The organism is Paraburkholderia sp. (assembly GCF_024281035.1).
Classification (GTDB): Bacteria; Pseudomonadota; Gammaproteobacteria; order Burkholderiales; family Burkholderiaceae; genus Paraburkholderia.
On sequence record NZ_JAMXLH010000022.1, the window covers coordinates 19,100 to 44,208 of the forward strand.

The window sequence follows — 25,109 nt, forward strand, 5'->3', positions numbered from 1 at the left end:
TCCCAACCTGACTGGTTCGCCGCGTTCGCGGCGAGGTCGTCCTGTATCCAGGACGTGGAGTCCCTTTGGATTCCGCTCTGTGGGGTTAGAGCATGTCACTCACTTTTGGCACGCTGCTGTCGCGGCGTGCGACGCAGCGCGCGCGTACGTTCGGCGCGGCGCTGATATGGGCGAGCGCCTGCGCGCACGCCCAGCAAGCACCCGTCACGCTTGATGCGGCATTACAGGCCGCAACCGACCGCTCCACGGCCATCCAGGCGGCGCAGGCATCCGTGAGCGCCAGCTCCGAGGCGGCCGTCAAGGCCGGCCAGCTACCGGAACCGGCGCTATCGGCCGGCGTCGACAATCTGCCCATCAACGGACCGCAAGGATTCACGATCGGCCAGAACGAACTGACGATGCGCCGTGTCGGCATCGAGCAGGAATGGGTCTCCGGCGCAAAGCGGCGGCTGCGCTCGGCGCTCGCCGACGAGGTCGTGGGCCGCGAACGGGCCGGGTACCTCGGACAGCTTGCGAACGTTCGCCAGCAGACGGCGGACGCATGGCTGAACGCCATCTACGTGAAGCAGGCTGTCTCGCTGCAGCAGGCACTGCTGGAGCAGATGAACCACGAACTCGCGGCAACGCAGGCGTCGTATCGCGGCGCGAAAGCCACGGCCGCCGACGTCGTGCAGGCGAAGGCGATCCTCGCGCAGACGCAAGACCAGTTGCTCAAGGCCACACAGACCTTCCAGACCGCGCTGATCACGCTGTCTCGCTGGACTGCGGCCCCCGTTGCCGATGTGGCGGGCGAGCCGCCTGCGCCCGAATCCTACGTTTCCACGCTGGCGCCGGAAGAACTGCGGCGCGTCCAGCCGACGCTCGTGGCCGCGCAGAGAGACATCGACGTGGCCGATGCCGACCGCGCCGCGGCCAGCAGCGACCGCACGCCGAACTGGACGTGGAACGTCTCCTACCTGCAGGGCGGCGGCAATTCGCGGTTTGCCTCGATCGGCGTGCGTATTCCGCTTCCGGTCAACCGCAAAAACATCGAGGACCGCGACGTCGCCGAAAAAGCTGAGCTCGCAACCAAAGCGCGTCTGATGTACGAAGACGTGCTTCGACAGGTGCAGACGGATATCCGCATCGAAACCTCGACGCTCGCGAGCGGCCGCGAACGCATCGCCAATCTCACGCGATCGCTGCTGCCTGCATCCGGCCAGCGCGTCGAACTGGCGAGCGCCGCCTACAAGGCCGGAACCGGCTCGCTGGCGGACACGTTCGCCGCGCGTCGCGCACAAATCGACGCGCAGCTTCAGGTGCTCGATCTCAAACGCGAGGTCTCGCAGACCTGGGCGCAGCTTGAGTATCAAGTCGTGCCGCAGACGATGACGCCGGCCCAATGAAGGAGAAGAACATGACGAAGAACATTCCGGTGCGCGCGATCGTGGCGCTGCTGGTGGCTGCGGCGCTGGTGGGAATCGGCTATTTCGCGGGCGCGCGGCACGCCGCGACCAGGGGAGCAACAGCGGGCGCGAGCGCGGGTGCAGCGGTCAATCCCGCTGACAAAATCGACCCGAAAACAGGCAGGAAAGTGCTGTACTGGCGCGATCCGATGTCGCCCAACCAGCATTTCGACAAGCCCGGCAAGTCGCCTTTCATGGACATGCAGCTCGAGCCGGTCTTCGCGGACGAAGGTGACGACGCGAGTGGCAACACAAGCGGCATCAAGATCGACCCCGGCCTGCAGCAGAACCTCGGCATCCGTTACGCGAGCGTGCGCCGCGAAGAAACGACGGAAGGGTTCGATGCCGTCGGCACCACGCAGTTCGACGAATCGCAGGCCGATGTCGTGCAGTCGCGCGTCACCGGGTACATCGACCGGCTGTTCGCCCGAGCCCCGATGCAGCGCATTGCGAAGGGCGCGCCCATCGCGTCCCTGTTCGTCCCCGACTGGCTTGCGCCGCAAGAAGAGTATCTTGCGCTCAGGCGCGCAAGCCCGGATAACGGCGTGGATAACAGCCTGCTGGAAGCATCGCGGGCGCGCATGCGGGCGATGTCGATTCCCGAGGGCGTGATCGCCAGCCTCGACCGCACCGGCCAGGCGCAGACCCACATCGTCCTGGCGTCGCCGGAAACCGGCGTCGTGAGCGAGCTGAATGTTCGTGACGGCGCACAGGTGACGCCCGGCCAGACCCTGGCGAAGGTCGCGGGCCTTTCGAAGCTGTGGCTCATCGTGGAAATACCGGAAGCGCTGGCGTTGGCCGTGCAGCCCGGCATGGTGGTGGACGCAACCTTCTCCGGCGATCCGTCCCGGCACTTCAAAGGGCAGATCCGCGAAATCCTTCCGGGCATCAACACCACGAGCCGCACGCTGCAGGCGCGCCTCGAAATCGACAACACCGCGCAGAAGCTCACGCCCGGCATGCTGATGCGCGTGCACGTCGGCGCGCACAAACCGGTTTTGCGCCTGCTCGTGCCGTCCGAAGCCGTCATCACCACCGGCAGGCGGTCGGTCGTCATCGTCAAGGACGCGAGCGGTCGGCTGCTGCCCGTCGAAGTCACCGTCGGGCGCGATGTCGGCAACGAGACGGAAGTCACCGGCGGACTCGATGAGGGCGCAACGGTCGTGGCATCCGGCCAGTTCCTGATCGACTCGGAAGCCAGCCTGAAATCGGTCCTGCCGAGACTGGAGGGCGCTGCGGGCGCGAGTGCAGCCGCGCCGACGTCCGCACCGGCCGCCGCCGCGCAGACGTATGAGACCACCGGCAAGGTCGAAAAGGTGACGGCCGCCGACATCACGCTCTCGCATCAGGCGGTGCAGGCGCTGGGTTGGAGCGCGATGACGATGTCGTTCGGCAAGCCCGCGCCCGACGCATTCCCGGGCATCGAACCCGGCCAGACGGTCCACTTCGTGTTCCGCGAGTCGGACGACGGATACCTGCTGACGAAGGTCGAACCCGTGGGAGACGCCAGATGATCGCCCGTCTTATCCGCTGGTCCATTCAGAACCGGTTTCTCGTGCTGCTCGCGACGGTGCTTGTCGCCGCGTGGGGCGTGTACTCGCTCAGGGAAACGCCGCTCGACGCGTTGCCGGACCTGTCCGACACGCAGGTCATCATCAAGGCATCGTATCCGGGCAAGGCCCCGCAGGTCGTCGAAGACCAGGTGACGTATCCGCTCACGACGACACTGCTGGGCGTGCCGGGCGCGAAGACCATCCGGGCGTATTCGTCGTTCGGCGACGCGTTCGTCTACGTGCTGTTCGACGACAAGACCGATCAGTACTGGGCCCGCTCGCGCGTGCTCGAATATCTGAACCAGGTGCAGAGCCGACTGCCGCAAGGCGCGACGGTTTCGCTCGGGCCGGACGCAACCGGCGTGGGCTGGGTGTACGAGTACGCGCTGGTCGACCGCACCGGCCAGCACGACCTGGGAGAACTGCGCGCACTCAACGACTGGTTCCTCAAGTTCGAGCTGAAGTCCGTGCCGGACGTATCGGAAGTGGCCAGCATCGGCGGCATGGTGCGCCAGTATCAGGTCGTGCTCGACCCCGACAGGCTGCGCGCATACGGCATCACCCAGTCGATGGTGACCGATGCTTTGAGCAAGGCCAACCAGGAATCGGGCGGCTCGGTGATCGAACTGGCCGAATCGGACTACATGGTCCGCTCGTCGGGTTATCTGCACTCGCTCGACGATTTTCGCAACGTCGTGCTCCGGACCAACGAAGCCGGTACGCCCGTTGTGCTCGGTGACGTCGCGCGCATCCAGGTCGGGCCGGAGATGCGCCGGGGGATTGCCGAACTGAATGGCGAAGGCGAAGTCGCGGGCGGTGTCGTCGTCATGCGCTCAGGCAAAAACGCGCTGACGACCATCGACGCAGTCAAGGCAAAGCTCGCCGACCTGAAGCGGTCGTTGCCGCCCGGCGTCGAGGTTGTGACGACGTATGACCGCTCCCGGCTCATCGAGCGCGCCGTGGACAACCTGAAGGACAAGCTCATCGAGGAGTTCATCATCGTCGGGCTGGTCTGCGCGGTCTTTCTCTTTCACCTGCGCAGCGCATTCGTTGCCATCCTGGCGCTGCCGCTCGGCGTGCTGACCGCTTTTGTCGTCATGCGCTATCAGGGGGTGAACGCGAATCTGATGTCGCTGGGCGGCATTGCCATCGCCATCGGCGCGATGATCGACGCGGCCATCGTGATGATCGAGAACGCGCACAAGCATATCGAGGCGTACGATCACGCGCATCCCGGCAGGTCCATGACGACGGCGCAGCGCTGGGATCTCATCGCGACATCGGCAGCGGAAGTCGGGCCCGCCCTGTTCTTTTCGCTGCTGATCATCACGCTGTCGTTCATCCCGGTGTTTTCGCTGGAGGGGCAGGAAGGCAAGCTGTTTTCGCCGCTTGCGTTCACGAAGACCTACACGATTGCCGCGGCAGCCGGTCTTTCCGTGACGCTCGTGCCGGTTCTGATGGGATATCTGATTCGCGGGCGCATTCCGCACGAGAACGCCAACCCCATCAATCGCGTGCTCATTCGCCTGTACCGGCCGATGCTCGAAGCGACGCTGCGCCGCCCGTGGTTCACCATCGGGCTTGCCGTGCTTGCGCTGGTGCTGACCGCCATTCCCGTCTCGCGCCTCGGCGGCGAATTCCTGCCGCCGCTCGACGAGGGTGACTTGCTGTACATGCCGACTGCACTCCCAGGCATTTCGGCCGACAAGGCATCCGAACTGCTGCAGCAGACCGACCGGCTCATCAAAACGGTCCCCGAGGTTGCGAGCGTGTTCGGCAAATCGGGGCGTGCCGATACGGCAACCGACCCGGCGCCGCTCGAAATGTTCGAGACCACCATCCAGTTGAAGCCGCGCAGCCAGTGGCGTCCGGGCATGACGCCGGAAAAGCTCGTCGATGAACTCGACAAGACCGTCAAGGTGCCCGGACTCTCGAACGTGTGGGTGCCGCCCATTCGCAACCGCCTCGACATGTTGTCGACAGGCATCAAGACGCCGGTGGGGATCAAGATTTCCGGGCCGGACCTCGCCCGGATCAACGAAATCGCGACGCACGTGGAGGCGGCGGTGAAGGATGTGCCGGGGGTGACCTCGGCGCTCGCGGAGCGCCTCAACGGCGGCCGCTACATCGACGTGGACATCAACCGGCAGGCGGCCGCGCGCTACGGTCTTTCGATCGGCGATATTCAGTCGGTCGTCTCGACGGCCGTGGGCGGCGAAGATGTTGGCGAAGTGATTGCCGGGCGCGAGCGCTTTCCCATCAATATCCGCTATCCACGCGAGGTTCGCGACTCGCTTGAAAAACTGCGGCGGTTGCCGGTTCTGACTGACCGGGGCGCACAGATCCAGCTTGGTGACGTCGCCGATATCCGGATCGCCGACGGGCCGCCCATGATTCGCAGCGAAAACGCGCGGCTCTCCGGCTATGTCTACGTCGATATCCGCAACGTGGATCTTCAGTCTGCAGTGAAGGCGATGCAACACGCCGTTGCCGAAAAGGTCGTGCTGCCGCCCGGCTATTCGATTGCGTGGTCCGGGCAGTTCGAGTACCTCGAACGTGCCTCGGCCAGACTGCGCACCGTCATTCCGGTCACGCTCGCCGTCATCTTCGTGCTGCTGTTCCTCACGTTTAATTCGGCCGCCGATGCGCTTTTGCTGATGTCGACCGTGCCGTTCGCGCTGGTGGGCGGCTTCTGGCTCATCTGGATACTGGGGCATGCGGTTTCCGTGGCAACCGCGGTCGGCTTCATCGCGCTCGCGGGTGTCGCCGCCGAATTCGGCGTCGTCATGCTCCTGTACTTAAAGGGGGCGCTGAACAGGCGGCTCGAACACGGGGAGCCGCTGACCGAAGCCACGCTGCTCGACGCAATCCGCGAGGGCGCAGTGTTACGCGTGCGGCCCAAGGCGATGACGGTTGCGGTCGTGCTGGCGGGCCTGATCCCCATCATGATCGGCCATGGCGCGGGTTCGGAAGTCATGCAGCGCATCGCCGCGCCGATGGTGGGCGGCATGGTTACTGCACCGCTCCTTTCGATGTTCGTTATTCCCGCCGCCTGGCTCCTGTTGCAGCGCCGTCGCGTCAGGCAAAGACACGACGCACAGTCACTTGATGCAGTTCCTTCCGGCACAGAAGTGCCCACTACCGAAACCGGAGAGATTCAATGAAAAGGACGATTGTTGCTGTCGCAACGCTTTCAGCCGCGTTTGCAGCCACGCTTGCAGCCACGGCAGCGGCCCCTGCATTCGCGGCTGACGCCATGGCCGGCATGAACATGTCGGCGAAGCCTTCCGCCATGCACCCGGCGATGAACAACGCGCTGGCAAGCGCCGAAGTCAGGAAGGTGAATGCAGCAAACGGAATGATTACGCTGAAACACGGCGCGCTGGAAAACATCGGCATGCCGCCGATGATCATGGCCTATAAGGCGAAGGACGCCGATATGGTCAAACAGGTTCATGAAGGCGACAAGGTCAAGGTGCGCATAGAAAACATTGGCGGCACGCCGGTTATCGTGAAACTGGAAAAGCAGTCGTGACGAGTCGGTGATACGGTGCTCGCAGGGCGGCCACTGATGGTCGGCCTGCGGCTGATGAGAATGACAACCGGTTGCTGGCGTTCGAGCGAAAATTCGGGTCGTGCAGCCAATCGGAAAGTGGACCCTGCGCAGATGGCAAAGGAGTATCACGATGAGCGGTCAACGTAGCGAAGACAGGTCATATCAACAACGGATTTCCGGGCAATCATCCTCGGTCACGCATCATGCGCACGACATGGATGAGCACCCTGCGGGCGCCGGGCACGAGCACGACGGACATGCCCATCACAGTGAAGATCACGCCGTGCACAGGCGTGTTGAGGAACCGCTTCATGACCCCGTCTGCGGCATGAAAGTTACGGATCAATCGCGCTTTCACAGCGAGTACGGCGCAAGGCAATACTACTTCTGCAGCGATGCGTGTCTGACAAAGTTTCAGTCGGACCCGGGGAAGTACGTCGAAGCCACGCCCGCCGAGTCTTTATCAACTGCGCCTGCGGGCACCCTCTACACGTGCCCGATGCACCCGGAGATACGCCAGGACCACCCCGGTCAGTGTCCTAAGTGCGGCATGACCCTGGAACCGGTTCTGCCCAGCATCGATGAAGGCGAGAATCCGGAACTCGTCGATTTTCGGCGGCGCTTCTGGTGGACGCTGCCGCTCACTGCGATTGTTTTCGTCCTCGCGATGTTCGGCCATGGACTCGAACTGATGTCCACGTCGGCCGGGAACTGGATTGAATTCGTCCTGGCCACTCCCGTTACGTTATGGGCCGGCTTTCCATTCTTCAAGCGATGCGTTCGCTCGTTTCTCAACCGCAGTCCGAACATGTGGACGCTCATCGGGCTCGGAACGGGCGCAGCCTATTTCTACAGCGTCGTCGCCACCGTCTTTCCGGGGATATTTCCCGAGACGTACAGCGCTCACGGGCGAGTCGGTGTCTATTTTGAAGCCGCAGCAGTCATCATTTCCCTCACGTTGCTTGGGCAACTACTCGAACTGAAGGCCCGTTCGCAAACGTCCGCCGCCATCAAGGCGCTTCTTGGTCTCGCGCCCAAGACCGCGCGGCGCATCAACGCGGACGGCTCGGAGGAAGATGTCCCGTTATCGCACGTGCATGTGGGCGACCTGCTTCGCGTGCGGCCAGGCGAGAAAGTCCCCGTGGATGGCGTCGTGACCGAGGGCGCGAGTTCACTCGACGAATCGATGATTACCGGCGAGCCCATTCCCGTGACGAAGCGCGTTGGCGACCATGTTGTTGGCGCAACGATGAATGCGACCGGCAGTCTCGTGATCCGCTCCGAAAAGGTCGGCTCGCAGACCGTGCTGTCGCAGATCGTACAGATGGTCGCGCAGGCGCAGCGCTCGAGAGCGCCGATGCAGCGCATGGCCGACAAGGTTGCGGGCGTGTTCGTGGTGGTGGTGGTCGGTGTCGCGCTGCTGACGTTCATCGTGTGGGGCCTGTTCGGACCCGCGCCTGGTTGGGTGTTTGGATTCATCAACGCAGTGGCGGTGCTGATTATCGCGTGCCCTTGTGCGCTCGGACTTGCCACGCCGATGTCCATCATGGTTGCCAGTGGCAAAGGCGCCTCAAACGGCGTGCTCTTTCGCGACGCGGCCGCCATTGAAAATCTGCGCAAAGTCGACGTCCTCATTGTCGACAAGACAGGAACGCTGACCGAAGGACGTCCGGCCTTCGAGCGGGCAGTGGGGACGAATGGTTACACCGCTGACGACGTACTTCGCCTTGCGGCGAGTATCGATCAGGGAAGCGAGCATCCGCTTGCCGCAGCGATTGTCGCGGCTGCGCGCGCAAAGAACCTGGCGCTGGAGCGCGCCGAGGACTTCGAATCTGCAACCGGCATCGGCGTGCGCGCGCGTGTTGACGGCAAAAAGGCGGCCTTGGGCAACACGGCCCTGATGCAGACCGATGCCGTCTCTGTCGAGTTGCTGGCCACGGAAGCGGACCGCATGCGCTCACAGGGCGCGAGCGTCATGTACCTCGCGGTCGATGGCAGTCTGGCCGGTTTGTTGTCCGTGGCCGACCCGATCAAGGCGACGACGCCGGAAGCCCTCGCGACGTTGAAGGAAAACGGAATTCGTGTCGTGATGGCGACCGGCGACGGTGTGGCGACGGCGAAGGCCGTTGCCGAGAAGCTCGGCGTCGACGAGTTTCATGGTGAGGTCAAACCCGCCGACAAACTCGATCTGGTGACGAAGCTTCAGCAAGGCGGGCACGTTGTGGCGATGGCGGGAGACGGCATCAACGACGCACCGGCGCTCGCGAAGGCCGATGTCGGGGTTGCCATGGGAACGGGCACGGACGTGGCAATGAGCAGCGCGCAGGTGACCCTCGTGAAGGGCGATCTGCGCGGTATCGCGCGTGCGCGGGAATTGTCGGCGGCGACCGTCGCAAACATGAAGCAGAACCTCGGCTTCGCGTTTGTGTACAACGCGCTCGGCATTCCGCTGGCTGCCGGGGTGCTTTACCCGTTCACGGGTTTGCTGCTCTCGCCAATGATCGCTGCGCTCGCAATGAGCCTGAGTTCCGCTTCAGTCGTTTCAAACGCGCTGAGGCTCCGTAATGCACGAATCCAGGCCCGAATCCAGATTTGATGTTGCCTGGGAGTGGAGGCGCAATGTTACTCCACGCGTTTTTCGCCGATGTCGTTCATCGTCTTTCCGCTTTCGCTACGACGATGCTCTACGACAAGCGGCGGCAGCGGGCAGTCGAGCGCATCGCAAATGGCGCGGAGCAGCTCCGCTTCACGGATGTCGACCTGCTCGTTTGCCAGGATACAGCTTGCGCAGGCCGCGACGATCCGGCGCTTGATGGCCGGGACGGATTGACTGAGCGTTTGCAGGGCCGCGTCGAACCCGGCGAGTGAGCATGCCTCGTAGGGCGGCAAGTGGAAGGTGTGATCGCCGCCGATGTAGCCGCGCATGCCCGTATCGAAAGCCAGGGCGGCCAGGGCGGCCTGGTCGGGTTCCGGCTGGCCTTCCCAGGCCAGCAGCGCCAGCACCGTTGCCAGCGGATGCGCCAGTTGTTGCGGCGATTTTTGCACGGGACGCGTTTGACGCTGAGGCATGAACTGGGTGTCGAGATGGCGATGCAGCACGCAGCGCAGCGTGTATTCGAACAGGCTCAGCCGCTGGTCGGCGAGCATGAGCATCTCGACCTGGGCGCGGAAAGTCCGGTGCTGTTGAGGCGACATCTGTCGCAGCGCGGGCAGGGCGAGGTCGAGGAGGGGCAGCCGATGCGTGTCCGGCAGCGCCAGGGCGGGGGCAACCAGCCGCACGGTTTCCGCGAAATCCTGCGGCTCAGCGCCGGCCTTCAGCTGCGTCAACTGGCGTTCCTGCAGGTCTGCTCGCGGGTCCATGAGAAGGGCGTACACCAGAGCGCGAGCACTGAACGGCTCCTGAGCGGCGTGCCGGAGCACATCGGGCATGCCGTCGTGCAGCGCCTGGGCGTAGCCGATCAATTCAGGATTGACTTGGCCGACGCGGGACGCCGCTTCGTCGGCGAACCCCAGGACCGGCAGCGGAACCTGCGGCAGCCCGGGCAACGTCGGCGCGCCGCCGAACGGCGGGACACGGCCAGGGCGACGGCCTTCGCGTTCTTCCTGATCGACGCCGACCGGTCGCACCGCCGGGAACTGGCCGTCGAACGCGGGATCGATCCGGCGGATGCGCTCGACGAGAGGCGGGTGGGTCGCCAGCAGTCCGGCGAATCCCCCACCGGCGAAGGCATTGGCGAAAAACATGTGACCGGCCTCGGCGGCCTGGGGGTTTTCGATGCGCGATCCCTCGGTCAGTCCGCCGATCTTTTTGAGCGCTCCGGCAATGCCGTCGGGGTTGCGCGTGAACTGGACGGCGCTGGCGTCGGCCAGGTACTCGCGCTGCCGGGACACTGCCGCCATGATCAGCCGCCCGAAAAACGCGCCCACCAGGCCCAGCACGAACACGCCGAGACCCAGCATCGCCACGCCGGCCTGGGAATCCCGCCTTCCCCCCGAGCGTCTGCCGGACGCGAACATGAGGCTGCGGCCGATGATGGACAACACCATGATTCCGAAGATCAGGCCGATCAGGCGGATATTGAGCCGCATGTCGCCGTTGAGGATGTGGCTGAATTCATGGGCCACCACGCCCTGCAGCTCGTCGCGGCTCAGGTAGTCGAGGCTGCCCTGGGAGACGGCGACCACGGCATCGCCGGGCGCGTAGCCCGCCGCGAAGGCATTGATGCCCGGCTCGTCCAGCACATAAACGGGGGGCACCGGCACGCCCGCGGCGAGGGCCATTTCCTCGACGACGTTGAGCAGGCGCTTTTGCCGCGCGTCGGTCGTCGTGCGGGGCACCGCCACACCGCCCAACATCAGGGCGACGGCCTCGCCGCCCGAAGAGAGCTGGGACACCTTGAACGCGCTGGCGCCGCCGACCACGAGGCCTACTCCGGGCGCTGCGAGCAGGAGCAGCTCCGGCTGCCACCAGGACACCGGCTCATGCGTGCCATACATGCTGAACACGACCAGCAGCGCGTACACAAGGACGATCAGAATCAGGATCGCCAGGACGAAATAGACGACCAGTTCGAAGGTCTTGCGTCGCGCCAGATCCTGCTGCTGAAAAAAATTGATGGCCATGGTCAGCCCGGCTTTGGGAGCATGAAGCGCACAGAGCCGTCGCGGCTCCGGGTCACCGGAACGACACCTTGGGCGCTGCGCGCTCGGCCTCCGCGGTTTCGAGCAGCGCCGCCTCCCTGAAGCCGAACATGCCGGCCACCATGACAGCCGGGAAGACCTCGCGCCGGATGTTGTAGTCGGTCGCGGCGTCGTTGAACGCTTGCCGGGCGAAGCCGATCTTGTTCTCGGTCGAGGTGAGCTCCTCTTGCAGGGAGAGCATGTTCTGGTTGGCCTTGAGGTCCGGGTACGCCTCGGACAGCGCAAACAGCCGCCCCAGGGTGCCGCCCAGCTGCGCCTCGGCCTGGTTAAACGCCCTCATGGCTTCCGGGTCGCTGGGGTTGGCCGCGACTTTCTGCTCGGCCGCCAATGCGCCGTTGCGGGCCTTGATGACGGCTTCGAGCGTCTCCCGCTCGTAGCCCATATAGCCCTTGACCGCTTCGACCAGGTTCGGAATCAGGTCGTAGCGGCGTTTGAGCTGCACGTCGATCTGCGCGAAAGCGTTCGCGAAGCGGTTCCGGGCGACCACCAGCCCGTTGTAGATGCCCATGAGCCAAAGCGCGAACAGCAACGCGATGCCCAGGAGCACGAGCAGGGTGACAATGACGGGACTCATTGGCCGCGACCTCCGAGGAGCGTACTGTTGGTCTGGACTATCGCACGACGATTGAAACAGGATAAGTGAAATGGCGCTTAATTCAATCGATTCGTGAACGTGATCGAAGAGAAATTGCGCACAGTTAAGCGCGCTGCATCGACTGCTTTCATTCCCGGATGAGTGGTGCCGATCCGGCGGGCCGAGAAGGTCATTCCACACGGCCTGCGATGCTGATCAAACTGAAACGGAATGCCTTTGTTTTTGATCTTTCTGTGGCCGGCAATGTTGGATAACGTTGCGCGCGGAACGTGTTCGGATTGTCGAAGCACGTGTCGCTACACGGCAGCCTTACGCTTGCGCTTCGGCTTTTCGGCTGGCATCTCCGGGTCGCTCAGCAAGTCGATTATCTTGCTTCGCAGCCATATGCTCGCCTGATCCTGCGCCTTGCTGCGATGCCAGTACAAATGCCATTCCAGCCTCGCCAGCGAAAACGGCAATTCGAAAATACGCGCGTCATGGCGTTGCAGAAGCTGCATCGGCGCGGTGAGCGCAAGGTCGGTGCGCAAGGCGACGAGCGGTGCAACCATGTAATGTTGCACGCGCATGCGTATCTGCCGCTGTTTGCCGAGCTTTTTCATTTCCGCGTCGACGAAGCCGCTTCCCTGGCGGCGGCTCGACACCTGGATATGGCCGAGCGCGAGGTAGTCGTCCATGCTCAGCGTGTCGCCCTTGAACGGGTGATCGTGACGCAGCATGCAAGCGTAGCGGTCGCTGCCGAGCGGCGCCTGGCGCAGATGCGGGTCGTCCAGAAAGGGCACGTCGATTGCAAAGTCTATCTTGCCCGTTTCCAGCGCCGCGGCCACTTCGCTGCGCGGCGTGAAGTAGCATTCGATGTTCATGCCGGGCGCCTGTTGCTGAAGCAGCTCGCCGAGCGTCGGCAAGAGAATCGCCTCCGTCAAATCGGGCATGCTCAGACGGAAAGTGCGTTGCGATGTTGAAGGGACGAATACGTCGCCCGCCGTTGCGCTCGCTTCGAGCAGCTGCAGTGCCTCGCGCACGCGCCCGACAATATTTTCGGCGAGCGGTGTGGGCACCATTCCGGACGGCGAGCTTACGAAGAGCGGATCGTTCAACGCCTTGCGCATGCGCGCGAGCGCATTGCTCACGGCGGGTTGCGTAATGAAAAGCGCTTCGGCCGCGCGCGTTAGATTGCGCTTTTCATAAATCGACGCGAATACGACGAACAGATTCAGATCCAGCTTCAGTGGACGCATTCAGACTCTCCGTTTGCCGACATCATAAACGAGCGGGAGTGTGAGGATGCGTCCGTGCCGATCCGGTGAATCGAAGTAGCGTTTCAGTTGCGCCGCAGTTGTACTTTAGTGACGCTTTAATCGCGCGGCGCAATGTTCAGGTAGGCCGCCGACGCGCCGAGCCGTTCCTTGCTGGCGCCGACTTCCATGCGCGCGATAGCCTGGAGATGCACCTCGTCCGGGCCATCCGCATAACGCAATGCGCGCGCCCAGGTCCAGTGATCGGCAAGCGGCGTGTCGGGACTCAGCCCCATCGCACCGAATACCTGCATCGCGCGGTCGCACACGGTCGAATACACCTGCGGGACCAGCGCCTTGATCATGGAGATCTCTTTGCGCGCCGCTTTCGCGCCCACGGTATCGAGGAGCCAGGCGGTTTTCAGCACGAGGAGCCGCGCCTGATCGATTTCAATCCGCGATTTCGCAATCCACTCGCTCACGCTACCGTGCTGATGCAGATATTTACCGAAGGTCTTGCGCTCCTGCGCGCGCTCGGTCATCAGTTCGAGCGCCAGTTCCGACGCACCGATCGAACGCATGCAATGGTGAATACGTCCGGGCCCGAGCCGGGCCTGCGCAAGCGCGAAACCGCTGCCTTCCTCGCCGAGCAGATTCGACGCCGGTACACGGACATTCCTGAACGTGACCTCGCAATGTCCTTCCGGCGAGACGTGATTCATGACCGGGATGTTCCGGACGATCGTCACGCCCGCGGTTTCCGCGGGCACCAGGATCATGCTTTGCTGACGATGGCTTTCGGCGTCCGGGTCGGTCTTGCCCATGACGATGAACAGCTTGCAGTTGGGATGCGCCGCGTTCGTGATGAACCACTTGCGGCCGTTGATCACGTAGTCGTCGCCGTCGCGGCGAATGGACGTCGTGATGTTCGTGGCGTCGGAGGAGGGCACGTCGGGCTCCGTCATGGCGAACGCGGAACGGATCTTGCCTTCGAGCAGCGGTGCGAGCCACGCCTCGCGTTGTGCAGGCGTCGCGAACATGTGCAGCAGCTCCATGTTGCCGGTGTCGGGCGCGTTGCAGTTAAAGACCTCCGAAGCCCACGACACGCGACCCATGACCTCCGCGAGCGGTGCGTATTCGAGGTTGGTGAGGCGCGTGCCCGGCTCGTCGTCCTTCAAATGCGGCAGAAACAGATTCCACAACCCTTCGGCTTTGGCGATGGCCTTCAGGTCCTCCATGAACGACACGGGATACTGGCCCGCATGCACTTCGTCCAGCCACTGGCGCTGGCGCGGCACGATGTATTCGTCCATGAAGCTGTGCAAGCGGCGCAGCAGATCTTCGACCTTGGTGCTGTAAGCGAAATTCATGATGGGTTCCTTACGTATGCTCGAGTACGGTGGTGTGCGCTTATGTGACGGTGCGTCAGATCGTCAGCCCGCCGTCGACGACAATGCATTCGCCGTTCGTATAGCTCGCCGCGTCCGATACGAGATAGAGCACGGTGCCCGCCATTTCGTGCGGTTCGCCGTGGCGGCGCAATGGAATCTCGCTGATCCAGCGGTCGTAGATTTCCCGGTTCTCGAACAGCGCGCCGGCAAACTTCGTTTTTGTGAGGCCCGGCAACAGCGCATTCACGCGAATGCCAAACGGGCCGCACTCCTTGGCGAATGCGCGCGTCATGTTGACGACCGCCGCCTTCGTGATCGAGTAGATGCCCTGCATGTCGCCGGGTTGCAGCGCATTGACCGAGGCGGTGTTGACGATGGCGCCGCGTCCTTGCGCGCGCATCATCTTTCCGGCCTCGACCGACATGAAGAAATATCCGCGGATATTGACTTCGACGGTCTTGTTGTACGCGCCGAGGTCGGTGTCGAGGATATGGCCGAAATACGGGTTGGCCGCCGCATTGTTGACAAGGATGTCGAGGCGGCCGTGCTTTTCGCGGATATGCGCGAATGTCGCGGCAATGTCCTCCATGCGGCCGACGTGACAGGCGAAAGCCTCGGCGCTGCCCCCGGTCGCGCGGATGGACGCCGCGACCGACTCGCAGTCTTCGAGCTTGCGGCTCGATACGATCACATGGGCGCCCTGTTCGGCGAGCAACCTGGCGATCGCCTCGCCGATGCCGCGGCTTGCGCCCGTCACGAGAGCGATCCGGCCGGTGAGGTCAAAGAGATTCGTGCTCAATGTCGTTTCCTTTCTTTCGGGTCAATGGCGTGGCGCTTCAGTCGATCAACTCCACGGCGAGTGCTGCGAGCGGTCCGGCCATCCCGCCCACTTCGTGCGCATTCGCATTCGAGGCGTTGCCGTGCAGGGCGCGCGCCTTGACGCCCTGTGCAATCGAGGCCAGGCGGAAAAAGCTGAATGCCAGATAAAAATTCCAGTTCTCGATACGGGGCAGGCTGCGAAGCGCGCAGTACTGCGCCACCATCTCTTCTTCCTCGGGAATGCCGAGCGCCGAGCGATCCAGGCCGCGCAGGCCCGCGATATTGCCCTTCGACGGCAGGCGCAGGCACATGCAGAAGTAAGCGAGATCGGCGAGCGGATTGCCGAGTGTCGAGAGTTCCCAATCGAGAATGGCGCGCACGCGTGGCGCGTCGTGCGCAAAGATGAGGTTGTCGATGCGGAAGTCGCCGTGCACGAGCGACACGCGTTGCGCGTCGGTCGGGCAATGCGCAGGGAGCCACTCGATCAGCGCATCCATGGCGGCGATCGGTTCGGTCTCGGCGGCGCGGTATTGCCTGGTCCAAAGCTCGACCTGTCGCTGGAAATAGTTGCCTGCGCGTCCATAGTCACCCAGACCCACAGCGTCGACGTCAACGTCGTGAAGCGCGGCGAGCGTCGTCATGATCGACGCGTAATAGTCGCGACGCGCGTCGCGCTCGATCTCGGGCAGGGCGGGGTTCCAGAAGATGCGCCCGTCCTCGTAGCTCATCAGATAGAACATGCTGCCAATGACTTCGCGGTCTTCGCACAGATGCCAGGTGCGCGCGACGGGCACGGCGGTGTCGGCGAGCGCGCGCAGCACGCGGTACTCGCGATCGACTGCGTGCGCGGACTTGAGCAGTTGCCCCGGCGGTTGGCGGCGCAGAACGTAGCGCTGCTCAGGCGTGTCGAGCATGTACGTTGGGTTGGACTGGCCGCCCGTGAATTTACTGGCCTTCACGGGCCCGAGAAAGCCCGGGATGTGCTGCTGCAGGTAAGCGGCAAGCCGATCGAGGTCGAGAGAGGTTGCGGTGGAGTCGCGGTTCATGGCTCTGGGTGCGTATCTGTTGGCATTCAACCGTAGGTCTGAAACGCGTGGCGCAGCGGGTCGTCGAGATGCGAGATCGAATTGAAACTCGACAGTTGAAACGTTTCGCGATTGAAAAAGCAATCGGTGACGCTGCTATTGCGGATCTGCAGGTTGAGGTCGATGGCCATCGCTGCGGGCGCCTGCAACGCCTGTTGGGTCAACGCGCCAATCACGCCGCCCGAGGTGACGGCCAGCACGTGTTTCGCACCGCTGCGCTGGATGGTCTCGCGCACGCCCGCGACGCGCCGTTGAAATGCGTTCCATGTTTCGGGCACGCGTGCATCGAGGGCGCCTTCGACCCACAAAAGCAGCACCTGTCGAAGCGCCTTGAAGAACTCGCGCGGATTGCTTTTGGACGTTTCGGCGAGATCGCGATGTTCGTCGCCCAGTGCACGAAAGAGCGCGTGGAAATCGTATTCGTCGAGTCCGGGGTGAACTTCGTGTGCGAGGGGAACGCCCGGCAGTGCGCGGCGAATCGCGTCGAGCGATTGCGCGTGACGCCGCAGCGTGCCGCTGAAGACGCAATCAAAGTGCAGGCCGTTGCGTGCGAAATGTTCGCCGAGCCAGCTGCATTGCTGCTCGCCTTTAGCCGAAAGATGGTCGTAATCCTCCGCGCCGAGCGATGCTTGGCCGTGCCGCACCAGATAGAGTTTCGCCATTGCACGCTTCGCCGAAAAAAGAGAGGAAGCGTCAGATTAGCGGCGGCGACGGCATTGATGAAGTTTATTTTGTTTATACGACTCCATTCACGATGGTGATGGTGATTCTTGAGACGAAGAGTTTTCAGTTTTCACACCGCGCTCGGCGCGTCGCCAGTTTGTCCTCGTCCCGCGAAGTTCGTATTGCCCCCGTCACGCTGTCACCCTGCGGGCGTGCGTGCAGATAGTCATACGGACTCACTCCGGGGGAGGCTACCTATGTGCAATCTCCCTGCACGCCGTCCGTCGAGGAAATGCGTGACAGCACGTTTGCCACCACGCGGTCGCAGTGCGCTCCGCCGAACTCAAAAAGATCGCGCTCGACCAGTTCGATCTCTTGCGCGAGGGCCTCGCGAAGCAAGGCCCTCGCCCGGAAGTACCGGCTGCGCACCGTGGCCCCCGGAATGTCGAGACATTGTGCGACCTCTTCGACGCTCATCTCCTCCACCGAGCGCAACACGAAAACAATCCGGAACGCCTCCGGCATCGCATCGAGCTTGCGCTCGATCAGTGCCCGCATTTGTGCCCGTGCGACGGCTCTATCGGGTGCGTCGGATTCGAATGAAGGCACGGCGTCGATCTCTTCGTTTTCAAGGGTGTCCATGCTCACAATCGGTACGACGTTTTGCCGCCGCGCGTGACGCCGCATACGAGCGAGACACGCATTGATCACCAGCCGGCTCAGCCACGTGGACAGCGCAGCGTCGCCGCGAAATCCGGCGATCGAGCGCCAGGCGTTCAAGTACGCGTCTTGCAACGCATCCTCGGCTTCGGTGTCGTCGCGCAGCGTGGCCCGCGCCAGGCGGTACAGCCGCTGGTTGTAACGACGCATCAGCCGTACAAATGCGGTGTGGTCGCCAGCGGCCACACGGCGTGCGATCGACAGATCATCGTCGAGCGGTGCGTCCACCCAGGCGGCAGGTTCCGTCATTGCGGCTCTCTCATTGCACAATCAATACGCCGTGCATCGTCGGATGAAGACTGCATCCATACGGGTAACGGCCTTTCTTGCTCGCGTCATAGGACCACGATCCGTTCGCTGCAATGTTTCCCGAATCGAAAGTCTTCGCATCGGCCGTTGCGGTGTGGAAAAAGAGGTCGTTGTTTCGCCACGTAACGCGGTCGCCGCGGTGCACGGTCAGTGTGGGCGGGTTGAATTGCATATTTTCGATCGTCACCACCTTCGTTTCGGCGCGCGCCTGGGCGCTCGGCACGAAACCGGCGAGCGCCGTCGCAATGAGCGCGCATGACGGCAGCAGCGCGAACCACCGGCCGCCCGTATCGGCGTTGTTGCGATTGCCTTGCATCGCTCAGCCACCGCTCTTGCCGAGTTCCGCCTGCAGATGTTTCGCGTGTTCGAGGTGATCCACGAACGCCGGCCGCACCTTCACCAGCAGCGCCTTCAATTCTGCGTTATGGGCGCTCGGTATCAAGGTTTTGTCCATCGCATCGATCACGCTTTGATGATATGTCACCTCATGATCGACGTAGGCCCGATCGAAGGACGCACCGCTGAGCGTCTTGAGGTTGGCGAGGTTCGCATCGCCGCCCTGCTGCAAGCTCTGGCTAGTCGGGTTGCTCTCCGGCTTGACGTTGAGCCTGGTGACGAGATCGGTTGCGGCCTTGTTGACGCCGGTATGGTCCGTCACCATGCGCTCGGCAAACGCCTTCACATCCTTCGACCCGGACTTCGATTCGGCAAGTTTTCCGGCATCGATATCGACCTGGTTTGCAGTCACGACGATGGCCGCAATTTGCGGGTCGGTCGGTCCTGCGCTTTGTGCCCAGCCCGTCGTTGCGGTGAGGGCGATTGCAGCCAGAAATCCTGCCTGGGTGATGTTCATAAGAATTCTCCGTATGGTTCTCGTGACACCCGCGGGCAATTCGCGCCCGCGAGCCTCATACCCCAATAGATGTCACGTCGAGCCGCGACGTTCCCACGCCTTATCGCGTCCTCGATACGGAAGGCCGGCGGAGCACGTTCTTCGAAGATGAAGAAACCTCCCGGCAAATAGAAAATAATTCGAAAGGATTGCCGGGCCAAAATAGGCGCGTACTTCCCCGATCGGCGCATTTCCAGCAGATGTTGCGCCATCTACTGTTGGATGCACTGCACAATACGGCGACTTGCATCCGTGAAATTGTCATGATAGTTTTTCATGAAATTGAGACAATAATTTTTCACGGACATCGCGATGTTTGTCGAATCGACTCAGCATGTGGAGAGCTATTACGCGCGTGCGTATCCGGGCACATTGCCCGTGCGCGCCGCGCTGGAAGGCGATTGCAGCGTCGACGTTCTGGTCGTGGGCGGCGGGTTCAGCGGACTGCATTCGGCGCTGCGGCTCGCCCGCGCAGGCAAGCGCGTCGCGCTGCTCGAAGCGAGCCGCGTGGCCTGGGCCGCATCGGGACGTAATGGCGGGCAGGCGTTGCTCGGCTGGTCGTGCGACATGGGTCCGCTCGAACGCTCGTTAGGTGTCGAACGCACGCGTGAACTGTGGGGCAGCATGTGCTGGGCCGCCGCGGAATTGCGTGAATTACCGGCCCGGCACGGTTTCGATGTCGACTACCGGCCAGGCAGCCTGTGGGCGGCCGTGAAGCCAAACCGCATCGGCATGCTGGAGGAAGCGCGCGAAGAAGCCGTGCAGAAATGGGGTTACGACAAGCTGCGTTTCATTCCCGAAGCAGAGATGCCCGAATGGATCGGCAGTCGCCGCTATCGCGCTGCGCTTTACGACCCTGAGGGCGGGCATCTGAATCCGCTCAAACTGGCGCTTGGTCTTGCCAGTGCCATCGAGCAGGCGGGCGGGCAAATCTTCGAACAAAGCCGCGTGCTCACGTGGCACGAAACCGATTCCGGTTTTGTCGCGAACACGAATCGCGGCACCGTGCGTGCGGGCACGCTCGTGCTTGCGTGCAACGCCTATATCGACAAGCTCGACCCGAAAATGGCGAGTCGCGTGTTGCCGGTCGGCACTTATCAGATTGCGACGCGGCGACTCGATCCGCAACTTGCGAAATCGCTGCTGCCGCGCGATAGCTGTGTCATCGACAACCAGTTCGTGCCCGATTATTTCCGCCTGAGCCCCGATCATCGCTTGCTGTTTGGTGGTGCGTGCACCTATCTCGGCGGCATTCCGAACGACATTTCCGCGGCAATCCGGCCGAATCTCGAACGCGCGTTTCCGCAGTTGCGCGGCGTCGAATTCGACTATGCGTGGGGCGGCCACATCGACATCAGCATTCGCCGCACACCCGATGTCGGGTGCGAAGGGCAGCGGTACTGGCTGCAGGGATTTTCCGGTCACGGCGTGTTGCCGACACTCGCGGCGGCGCGCGCCGTGACGGATGCGATTCTCGGCGATAACCGCCTGATAACGCTCTACCAGAGCATTCATAATCCGCGCTTTCCGGGCGGCGAACGGTTTGCCGCGCCGCTGGAGGCGCTCGGCAAGCTGTGGTATCGCCTGCGCGACGTTGTGTGACAGAGCAAGCAAGCATGGACAAGCAGGAAGAGATAGAGGGCCTCGCGATCCTGATTCGCGATCTGCGCAAGCACAAGAAGGTGACCCTGAGCGAACTGGCGAGAAGCATCGGCCGCTCGGTGGGGTTTCTCTCGCAGGTCGAGCGCGGTCTGTCGCGACCTACGGTGGCGGATCTGACCGCGATCGGCGAGGCGCTGCAGACGCCCACCACGTACTTCTACAGCGTGAGCAAGCCGCGCGCGCTGCCCTGGGTCACGCGTCCGGGCGAGCGGCGCATCCTGTACTACGCGGGCGGCATTACCGACGTGCTGGTGTCGCCCAGCATGTCGTCGCGGTTTTCGATGTTGGAGAGTCTGCTGGAACCGGGCGCGACGAGCGGCGAACGTCCGGTGGACGACAGCGACGAGCAGGGCGGTTTCGTGCTCGAAGGCGAACTGACTGTCTGGATCGACGGTGAAGACGATCCCGTAACGCTCAAGCCGAACGACAGCTTCCAGTTGCCGGCGCGCTGCCGGTTCAGCTATGCGAATCTGGGTGACAAGCCCGCACGGGTGCTCTGGGTGTTCACCTGATACGATGTGCGCCGCTCCGGCGGCGCGCGTCGGTAAGACGCAATTGAACAATAAGCAGTGCATATAACAACGAAGAAAAACCGTTATCCATTGAGGAACCGAGGACACAACCGTGACATCTCTCGCAACCGGTCTTGTCGACGAAGTGCGCGCGTTTCGTTTGGCGCACCCCGATATACGCTATGTCGATCTAATCTGCCTCGATATTCCCGGACATTTCTATGGCAAGCGTTACCCCATCGAAATGCTCGCAAAGGTCGCGGCCGGCTCGCTGCTGAAGCTGCCGCAGAACGCCGTGCTGCTCGGCACGCAGGGCGGCGTGTATCCGATTGGCGATTACTGCCTTCGCGACGGCGATCCCGATGCGACGCGCCGTCTCGTACCCGGCACGCTCAAGCGCGTGGGTTGGGAAAAGCAGCCGCTCGCGCAAATGCTGATCACATCCGATGGCACCGATACGCCCATTGGTTTCGAGCCACGCGAGGTGCTTGCGCGCGTGCTCAAGCGTTTTACCCGGCGCGGCCTGCGCCCGGTCGTGGCATTCGAACTGGAGTTTTATCTGTTCGATCGCAAGCTGAAGGACGGCCTGCCGCAACACGCTCGCGATCCGCTGTGCGACGACGAGGACGATCAGGCGAATTTGCATATCGAGCGTGTTTCGCGTTTCTCGGATGTGCTGCACGAGATGGTGGATACGGCGCGCGAGCAGGGCGTGGACGCGACCGTCATCACGGCAGAACTCGGCCCGGGTCAATTCGAAATCAACTTCGGCCATTGCAACGACGCGCTTCGCGCCGCGGACTGGTCGGCGCTTTTCTGCCGAAGCACACGCGGCGTGGCGACGAAGCACGGCTATCGTGCGAGCTTTATGTCGAAGCCGTGGCTCGATGCGCCGGGCAGCGGCATGCACGTACACGTGAGTCTTTACGACGAGGCGGGCCGCAATGTGTTTGCACCGAACGATAAGCGTGAACTGCGTCACGCAGTGGCCGGATGCCTGGCGCTGCTGCCGCACTGCATGCCGATCTTCGCACCCAATCACAACGCGTTCCGGCGCTACGGCGCCATGGTGAATGCCGCGAGCCGGGCAAGCTGGGGTTTCGAGGATCGCGATGCCTGCATCCGCATTCCGGAATCGGACGATGCGAATCTGCGTATCGAGCACCGCCTCGCGGGCGCGGATGCGAATCCCTACCTCGTGCTGGCGGCAATTCTCACGGGCATCGAACACGGGCTCGATGCGGGCCGCGAACCGATTGCGCCGCTCAACGTCGACCGGTCGAGCGGCGTGGATTTTCCTGGCGACATGCTGTCCGCCGTCGCGGCGATGCGCCACGATCCGGCGGTGTGCGAGGGGCTCGGTGACGATTTCGTGATGGTCTACTGCGAAAACAAGCGCCAGGATCACCTCGACTTCATGAATGTGATCAACAGCCGTGAATATCGCTGGTTCCTGTAGCGGCGCCCGCGGTGCCTGAATGTGCATGGGCGTGGCGGAGCGTGCATGGGCGGGCATAAATCGTTCCTGGCCATGTAGTTAGCACGTTTGATCCGGCAACGGCATACTGCGGTGAAGTTGCGTCATGCAACGGGTACCTTCCGGAAACGTAAGGTAAAACGCATGCCGGACAGGCGAAATACGTGTATCCACATACAACGTAATTTGCCTGTTTCGCCCGTGTGCTGTAGGGTATGCAGGTTTTCTCAACTCAATACAGGTAGCAGATGAACAAACAGGAACTGATTGACGCAGTCGCCGCAAGCACGGGCGAGACCAAGGCAGCCACCGGCGCAGCCATCGACGCGATCCTCGACGTCGTCACGCGCGCGGTCACGTCGGGCGATTCCGTGCAACTCGTCGGCTTCGGCTCGTTCTCGACCGGCCAGCGCGCTGCTCGTGTGGGCCGCAACCCGGCGACGGGCGCGGAAATCCAGATCGCTGCGGCCAAGACGGTGAAGTTCACGGCTGGCAAGGCATTCAAGGACGCTGTTAACGCGTCGTAATGCATGCCGTCAAGGCGGATGACGTGCGCGATGCGCAGGATGATGGCTGCGCCTTCCGGCGCGGTTCACGATCTCCTTCGGCGCGGCCGCTGTCTTGACAGGTGAGTGCCGGTGCGCCTGCCGCGATATTGCGGCGGGGTTCCGGCCGGGCGAGCAACGAGTGGCTGCGGCCATGCGTTGCTCGTTTTTTTTGTCGATTTAAAACGCAGTACTGATTTATCCGCGCATTTATCCGCTCACGATTCGAATCTGAACGATCTAATTCAAATTCTTCCTGGCGAATCGCACGATTCATCAGCTTAAATCGAGCCGCGTATTCCAGCGCCGAATGGCGCGATCTTCATGGTCGAAGCCGAGCACGCTGACCGACGCGGTGTCGAGATACAGATGCGCGCCGAGTGCCGCTTCACCACTCATCCAGTAACCGGCCAGCGCACGCAGGAAGTGAGCGTGCGAAAACACGGCCACGCGTCCCGTCATCGTCAATAGCCGTTCGACCACCGATTGCGCGCGCACCTGAATCTGTTCGAGATTTTCGCCGTCGGGAATGGGCGAATGCCATACGCTCCAGTCCGGCGTAGTGGCGTGGATTTCCGCGGTGGTTCGTCCTTCATAGATGCCGTAGTCCCATTCATGCAGATCGCGCATTTCAATCATGCGCTCGCCAAGTCCGGCGAGACGGCAGGTGTCGGTGGCGCGAATCATCGGACTGGACAGCACCGAGTCGAACGGTTGCGCGGCGAGTACAGGCGCGAGCGCGCGTGCCTGCTCGCGGCCGTGATCGGTCAATGCGATATCGGTGCGGCCGGTGTGCTGGCCCGAGAGACTCCACGCGGTTTCGCCGTGACGGATCAGCCAGACTTCACGCAGCGCGTATGTTTCCTTCGCGGTTTGGGTTGACATGAGCGATTCCAGAAACGTGCGGGAGGCGGGAGGCAGTTCAGCGCGATGGCGTCGAACCATTCGATCATGAGCGGGATGGTAACCGAGGTCTCGATGACGTTGCGCACAGCAAGTCCGCACAATGGACGTGTTGCGGGGAATTTCACCTGAAGTGAATGCGGGCCGTGTTCGTGAACGCTTCGGAAAACGCGATCGATATTCACGCGCACGAATGGCGTTGACGATGCTTCAGGCATGGCTCGCCACGAGCAGCACCGCCCACGTCAACAATGCGACGCCGAGCGGTGCACTGAGCCGTGGCCCCCAGGGCGTGTTTTTCTCGATGGCCATCACAGCGGCGAGCAGCAGCATCCAGCCGAGGCTGCCCGCGCCGACGAGGAACATCAGCAGCATCAGCGCCCAGCAACACCCGACGCAAAATAGCCCGTGACGCGCGCCCAGCGCGAATGCCTGACGCTTGCGCGCCTGGCCGCGCCAATGGCTGATTACAAAACCGAGCGGCGTACGGCATTTTTCGAGGCAGTGGTACTTGAGCTTGCTGAACTGAAACGCGCCCGCGCAGGCGAGCGTGGCTGCGCCGATCAGCCAGCTGTATGCGCTCATCGCAGGCACGCGCGCAACGCCGCTCAACAGCAGTGCGTGCAGGCCGTGCGCGAGCAATCCAAACGCACTCCATGCCGCAACGTAGCCGAGGCACAGCAGCGACAACAGGCGCAACCGGTCGGGCCGTCCCGCCACCACACGCTCGAATGTGTTGAAGAGAGGCAGTGTGGTAGGGAGCATCATGGCCGTGATCATGAGTGTCCATGACAGCGCGTAGAGCGCGGCCTGCACGACTGGCGAGCCGCCGGGAACGGCCTGGCACAAAAATGCCGCCGGTCCCGAGGCTGCCCAGTCGCCGTGGTCCATATAGCGTCCATAGGGGCTGCGTGCCCAGAGCCATAAGGTGATCCACGCAAGCGCGATCACGCCGCCCAGCACGGGCAGGAAAATGCGTCGATGTTGCGAGGCGGCGCGCATATTCGGCTCGTGCTTCGCACACGGCGGCGTAGAGACAGATGTCCCGA

Annotated in this window: 22 protein-coding genes; 9 read left to right on the plus strand and 13 right to left on the minus strand. The window is 62.8% G+C overall.

The window, feature by feature from the left end:
* The first annotated feature begins 92 nt into the window (after positions 1-92).
* From Q0L30_RS06195 to Q0L30_RS06210, 4 genes are read left to right on the plus strand one after another with little or no spacing between them, the layout of a single operon-like run.
* A complete protein-coding gene (locus Q0L30_RS06195) occupies positions 93-1,385 on the plus strand; it encodes a TolC family protein (RefSeq protein ID WP_296652651.1) in 1,293 nt (430 codons plus the stop codon).
* Positions 1,386-1,396: 11 nt separating this feature from the next.
* Entirely contained in the window at positions 1,397-2,959 is a 1,563-nt protein-coding gene (locus Q0L30_RS06200) for an efflux RND transporter periplasmic adaptor subunit (RefSeq protein ID WP_296652653.1), read from the plus strand.
* Positions 2,956-6,162, plus strand: a complete 3,207-nt coding sequence (locus Q0L30_RS06205; protein WP_296652656.1) for an efflux RND transporter permease subunit — start codon at positions 2,956-2,958, stop codon at positions 6,160-6,162. The genes Q0L30_RS06200 and Q0L30_RS06205 overlap by 4 nt, the downstream gene beginning before the upstream one ends.
* Positions 6,159-6,533 carry a copper-binding protein gene (locus tag Q0L30_RS06210; RefSeq protein WP_296652658.1) on the plus strand — a complete coding sequence of 125 codons (375 nt, stop codon included), beginning with the start codon at positions 6,159-6,161 and terminating at the stop codon, positions 6,531-6,533. The genes Q0L30_RS06205 and Q0L30_RS06210 overlap by 4 nt, the downstream gene beginning before the upstream one ends.
* Positions 6,534-6,738: 205 nt before the next feature.
* Here the strand turns inward: Q0L30_RS06210 and Q0L30_RS06215 are convergent, their stop codons facing one another.
* The gene (locus tag Q0L30_RS06215; protein WP_296652660.1) at positions 6,739-6,867 is read right to left on the minus strand and encodes a hypothetical protein; all 129 of its coding nucleotides are present in this window, start codon (positions 6,865-6,867) and stop codon (positions 6,739-6,741) included.
* Here Q0L30_RS06215 and Q0L30_RS06220 point away from each other — a divergent pair.
* Positions 6,838-9,150 carry a heavy metal translocating P-type ATPase gene (locus Q0L30_RS06220; protein WP_367277788.1) on the plus strand — a complete coding sequence of 771 codons (2,313 nt, stop codon included), beginning with the start codon at positions 6,838-6,840 and terminating at the stop codon, positions 9,148-9,150. The genes Q0L30_RS06215 and Q0L30_RS06220 overlap by 30 nt on opposite strands.
* A 26-nt stretch (positions 9,151-9,176) precedes the next feature.
* Here the strand turns inward: Q0L30_RS06220 and Q0L30_RS06225 are convergent, their stop codons facing one another.
* The 10 genes from Q0L30_RS06225 to Q0L30_RS06270 form a co-directional block, all read right to left on the minus strand.
* Complete coding sequence (locus Q0L30_RS06225; RefSeq protein WP_296652667.1) at positions 9,177-11,177, minus strand: M48 family metallopeptidase; 2,001 nt, start codon at positions 11,175-11,177, stop codon at positions 9,177-9,179.
* A gap of 52 nt (positions 11,178-11,229) precedes the next feature.
* Positions 11,230-11,829 (minus strand): LemA family protein, encoded by a 600-nt coding sequence (locus Q0L30_RS06230; protein ID WP_296652670.1) that lies wholly within the window; start codon positions 11,827-11,829, stop codon positions 11,230-11,232.
* A 317-nt stretch (positions 11,830-12,146) separates the two neighbouring features.
* On the minus strand, positions 12,147-13,085 hold the full coding sequence (locus Q0L30_RS06235) for a LysR family transcriptional regulator (RefSeq protein ID WP_296652672.1): 939 nt from the start codon (positions 13,083-13,085) through the stop codon (positions 12,147-12,149).
* A 116-nt stretch (positions 13,086-13,201) separates the two neighbouring features.
* Positions 13,202-14,452, minus strand: coding sequence for an acyl-CoA dehydrogenase family protein (locus tag Q0L30_RS06240; protein WP_296652674.1), 1,251 nt, complete (start codon positions 14,450-14,452; stop codon positions 13,202-13,204).
* 55 nt (positions 14,453-14,507) lie between these two features.
* Entirely contained in the window at positions 14,508-15,272 is a 765-nt protein-coding gene (locus tag Q0L30_RS06245; RefSeq protein WP_296652677.1) for an SDR family oxidoreductase, read from the minus strand.
* Between the two features lie 37 nt (positions 15,273-15,309).
* The gene (locus tag Q0L30_RS06250) at positions 15,310-16,338 is read right to left on the minus strand and encodes a phosphotransferase (protein ID WP_296652678.1); all 1,029 of its coding nucleotides are present in this window, start codon (positions 16,336-16,338) and stop codon (positions 15,310-15,312) included.
* 26 nt (positions 16,339-16,364) lie between these two features.
* Positions 16,365-17,039, minus strand: a complete 675-nt coding sequence (locus tag Q0L30_RS06255) for a histidine phosphatase family protein (protein ID WP_296652682.1) — start codon at positions 17,037-17,039, stop codon at positions 16,365-16,367.
* Between the two features lie 256 nt (positions 17,040-17,295).
* Positions 17,296-18,009: an RNA polymerase sigma factor gene (locus tag Q0L30_RS06260; RefSeq protein ID WP_296652684.1), complete on the minus strand. Its 714-nt coding sequence runs from the start codon at positions 18,007-18,009 to the stop codon at positions 17,296-17,298.
* Positions 18,010-18,019: 10 nt separating this feature from the next.
* Entirely contained in the window at positions 18,020-18,385 is a 366-nt protein-coding gene (locus Q0L30_RS06265) for a cupredoxin family copper-binding protein (protein ID WP_296652686.1), read from the minus strand.
* A 3-nt stretch (positions 18,386-18,388) separates the two neighbouring features.
* Positions 18,389-18,922, minus strand: coding sequence for a DUF4142 domain-containing protein (locus Q0L30_RS06270; protein ID WP_296652688.1), 534 nt, complete (start codon positions 18,920-18,922; stop codon positions 18,389-18,391).
* Positions 18,923-19,273: 351 nt separating this feature from the next.
* Between Q0L30_RS06270 and Q0L30_RS06275 the strand changes: the two genes are divergently transcribed.
* The 4 genes from Q0L30_RS06275 (at position 19,274) to Q0L30_RS06290 (ending at position 23,139) form a co-directional block, all read left to right on the plus strand.
* Positions 19,274-20,563 carry an FAD-binding oxidoreductase gene (locus Q0L30_RS06275; RefSeq protein ID WP_296652690.1) on the plus strand — a complete coding sequence of 430 codons (1,290 nt, stop codon included), beginning with the start codon at positions 19,274-19,276 and terminating at the stop codon, positions 20,561-20,563.
* A 14-nt stretch (positions 20,564-20,577) separates the two neighbouring features.
* Complete coding sequence (locus Q0L30_RS06280) at positions 20,578-21,135, plus strand: helix-turn-helix domain-containing protein (RefSeq protein WP_296652693.1); 558 nt, start codon at positions 20,578-20,580, stop codon at positions 21,133-21,135.
* A 112-nt stretch (positions 21,136-21,247) separates the two neighbouring features.
* Positions 21,248-22,594 (plus strand): glutamine synthetase family protein, encoded by a 1,347-nt coding sequence (locus tag Q0L30_RS06285; RefSeq protein ID WP_296652694.1) that lies wholly within the window; start codon positions 21,248-21,250, stop codon positions 22,592-22,594.
* A gap of 266 nt (positions 22,595-22,860) precedes the next feature.
* On the plus strand, positions 22,861-23,139 hold the full coding sequence (locus tag Q0L30_RS06290) for an HU family DNA-binding protein (RefSeq protein ID WP_028207645.1): 279 nt from the start codon (positions 22,861-22,863) through the stop codon (positions 23,137-23,139).
* 294 nt (positions 23,140-23,433) lie between these two features.
* Here Q0L30_RS06290 and Q0L30_RS06295 read toward each other — a convergent pair whose 3' ends face one another.
* Both Q0L30_RS06295 and Q0L30_RS06300 read right to left on the minus strand, forming a co-directional pair.
* The gene (locus Q0L30_RS06295; protein WP_296652708.1) at positions 23,434-24,042 is read right to left on the minus strand and encodes a histidine phosphatase family protein; all 609 of its coding nucleotides are present in this window, start codon (positions 24,040-24,042) and stop codon (positions 23,434-23,436) included.
* Positions 24,043-24,270: 228 nt separating this feature from the next.
* The gene (locus Q0L30_RS06300; RefSeq protein ID WP_296652711.1) at positions 24,271-25,062 is read right to left on the minus strand and encodes a DUF2182 domain-containing protein; all 792 of its coding nucleotides are present in this window, start codon (positions 25,060-25,062) and stop codon (positions 24,271-24,273) included.
* Positions 25,063-25,109: the final 47 nt, after the last annotated feature.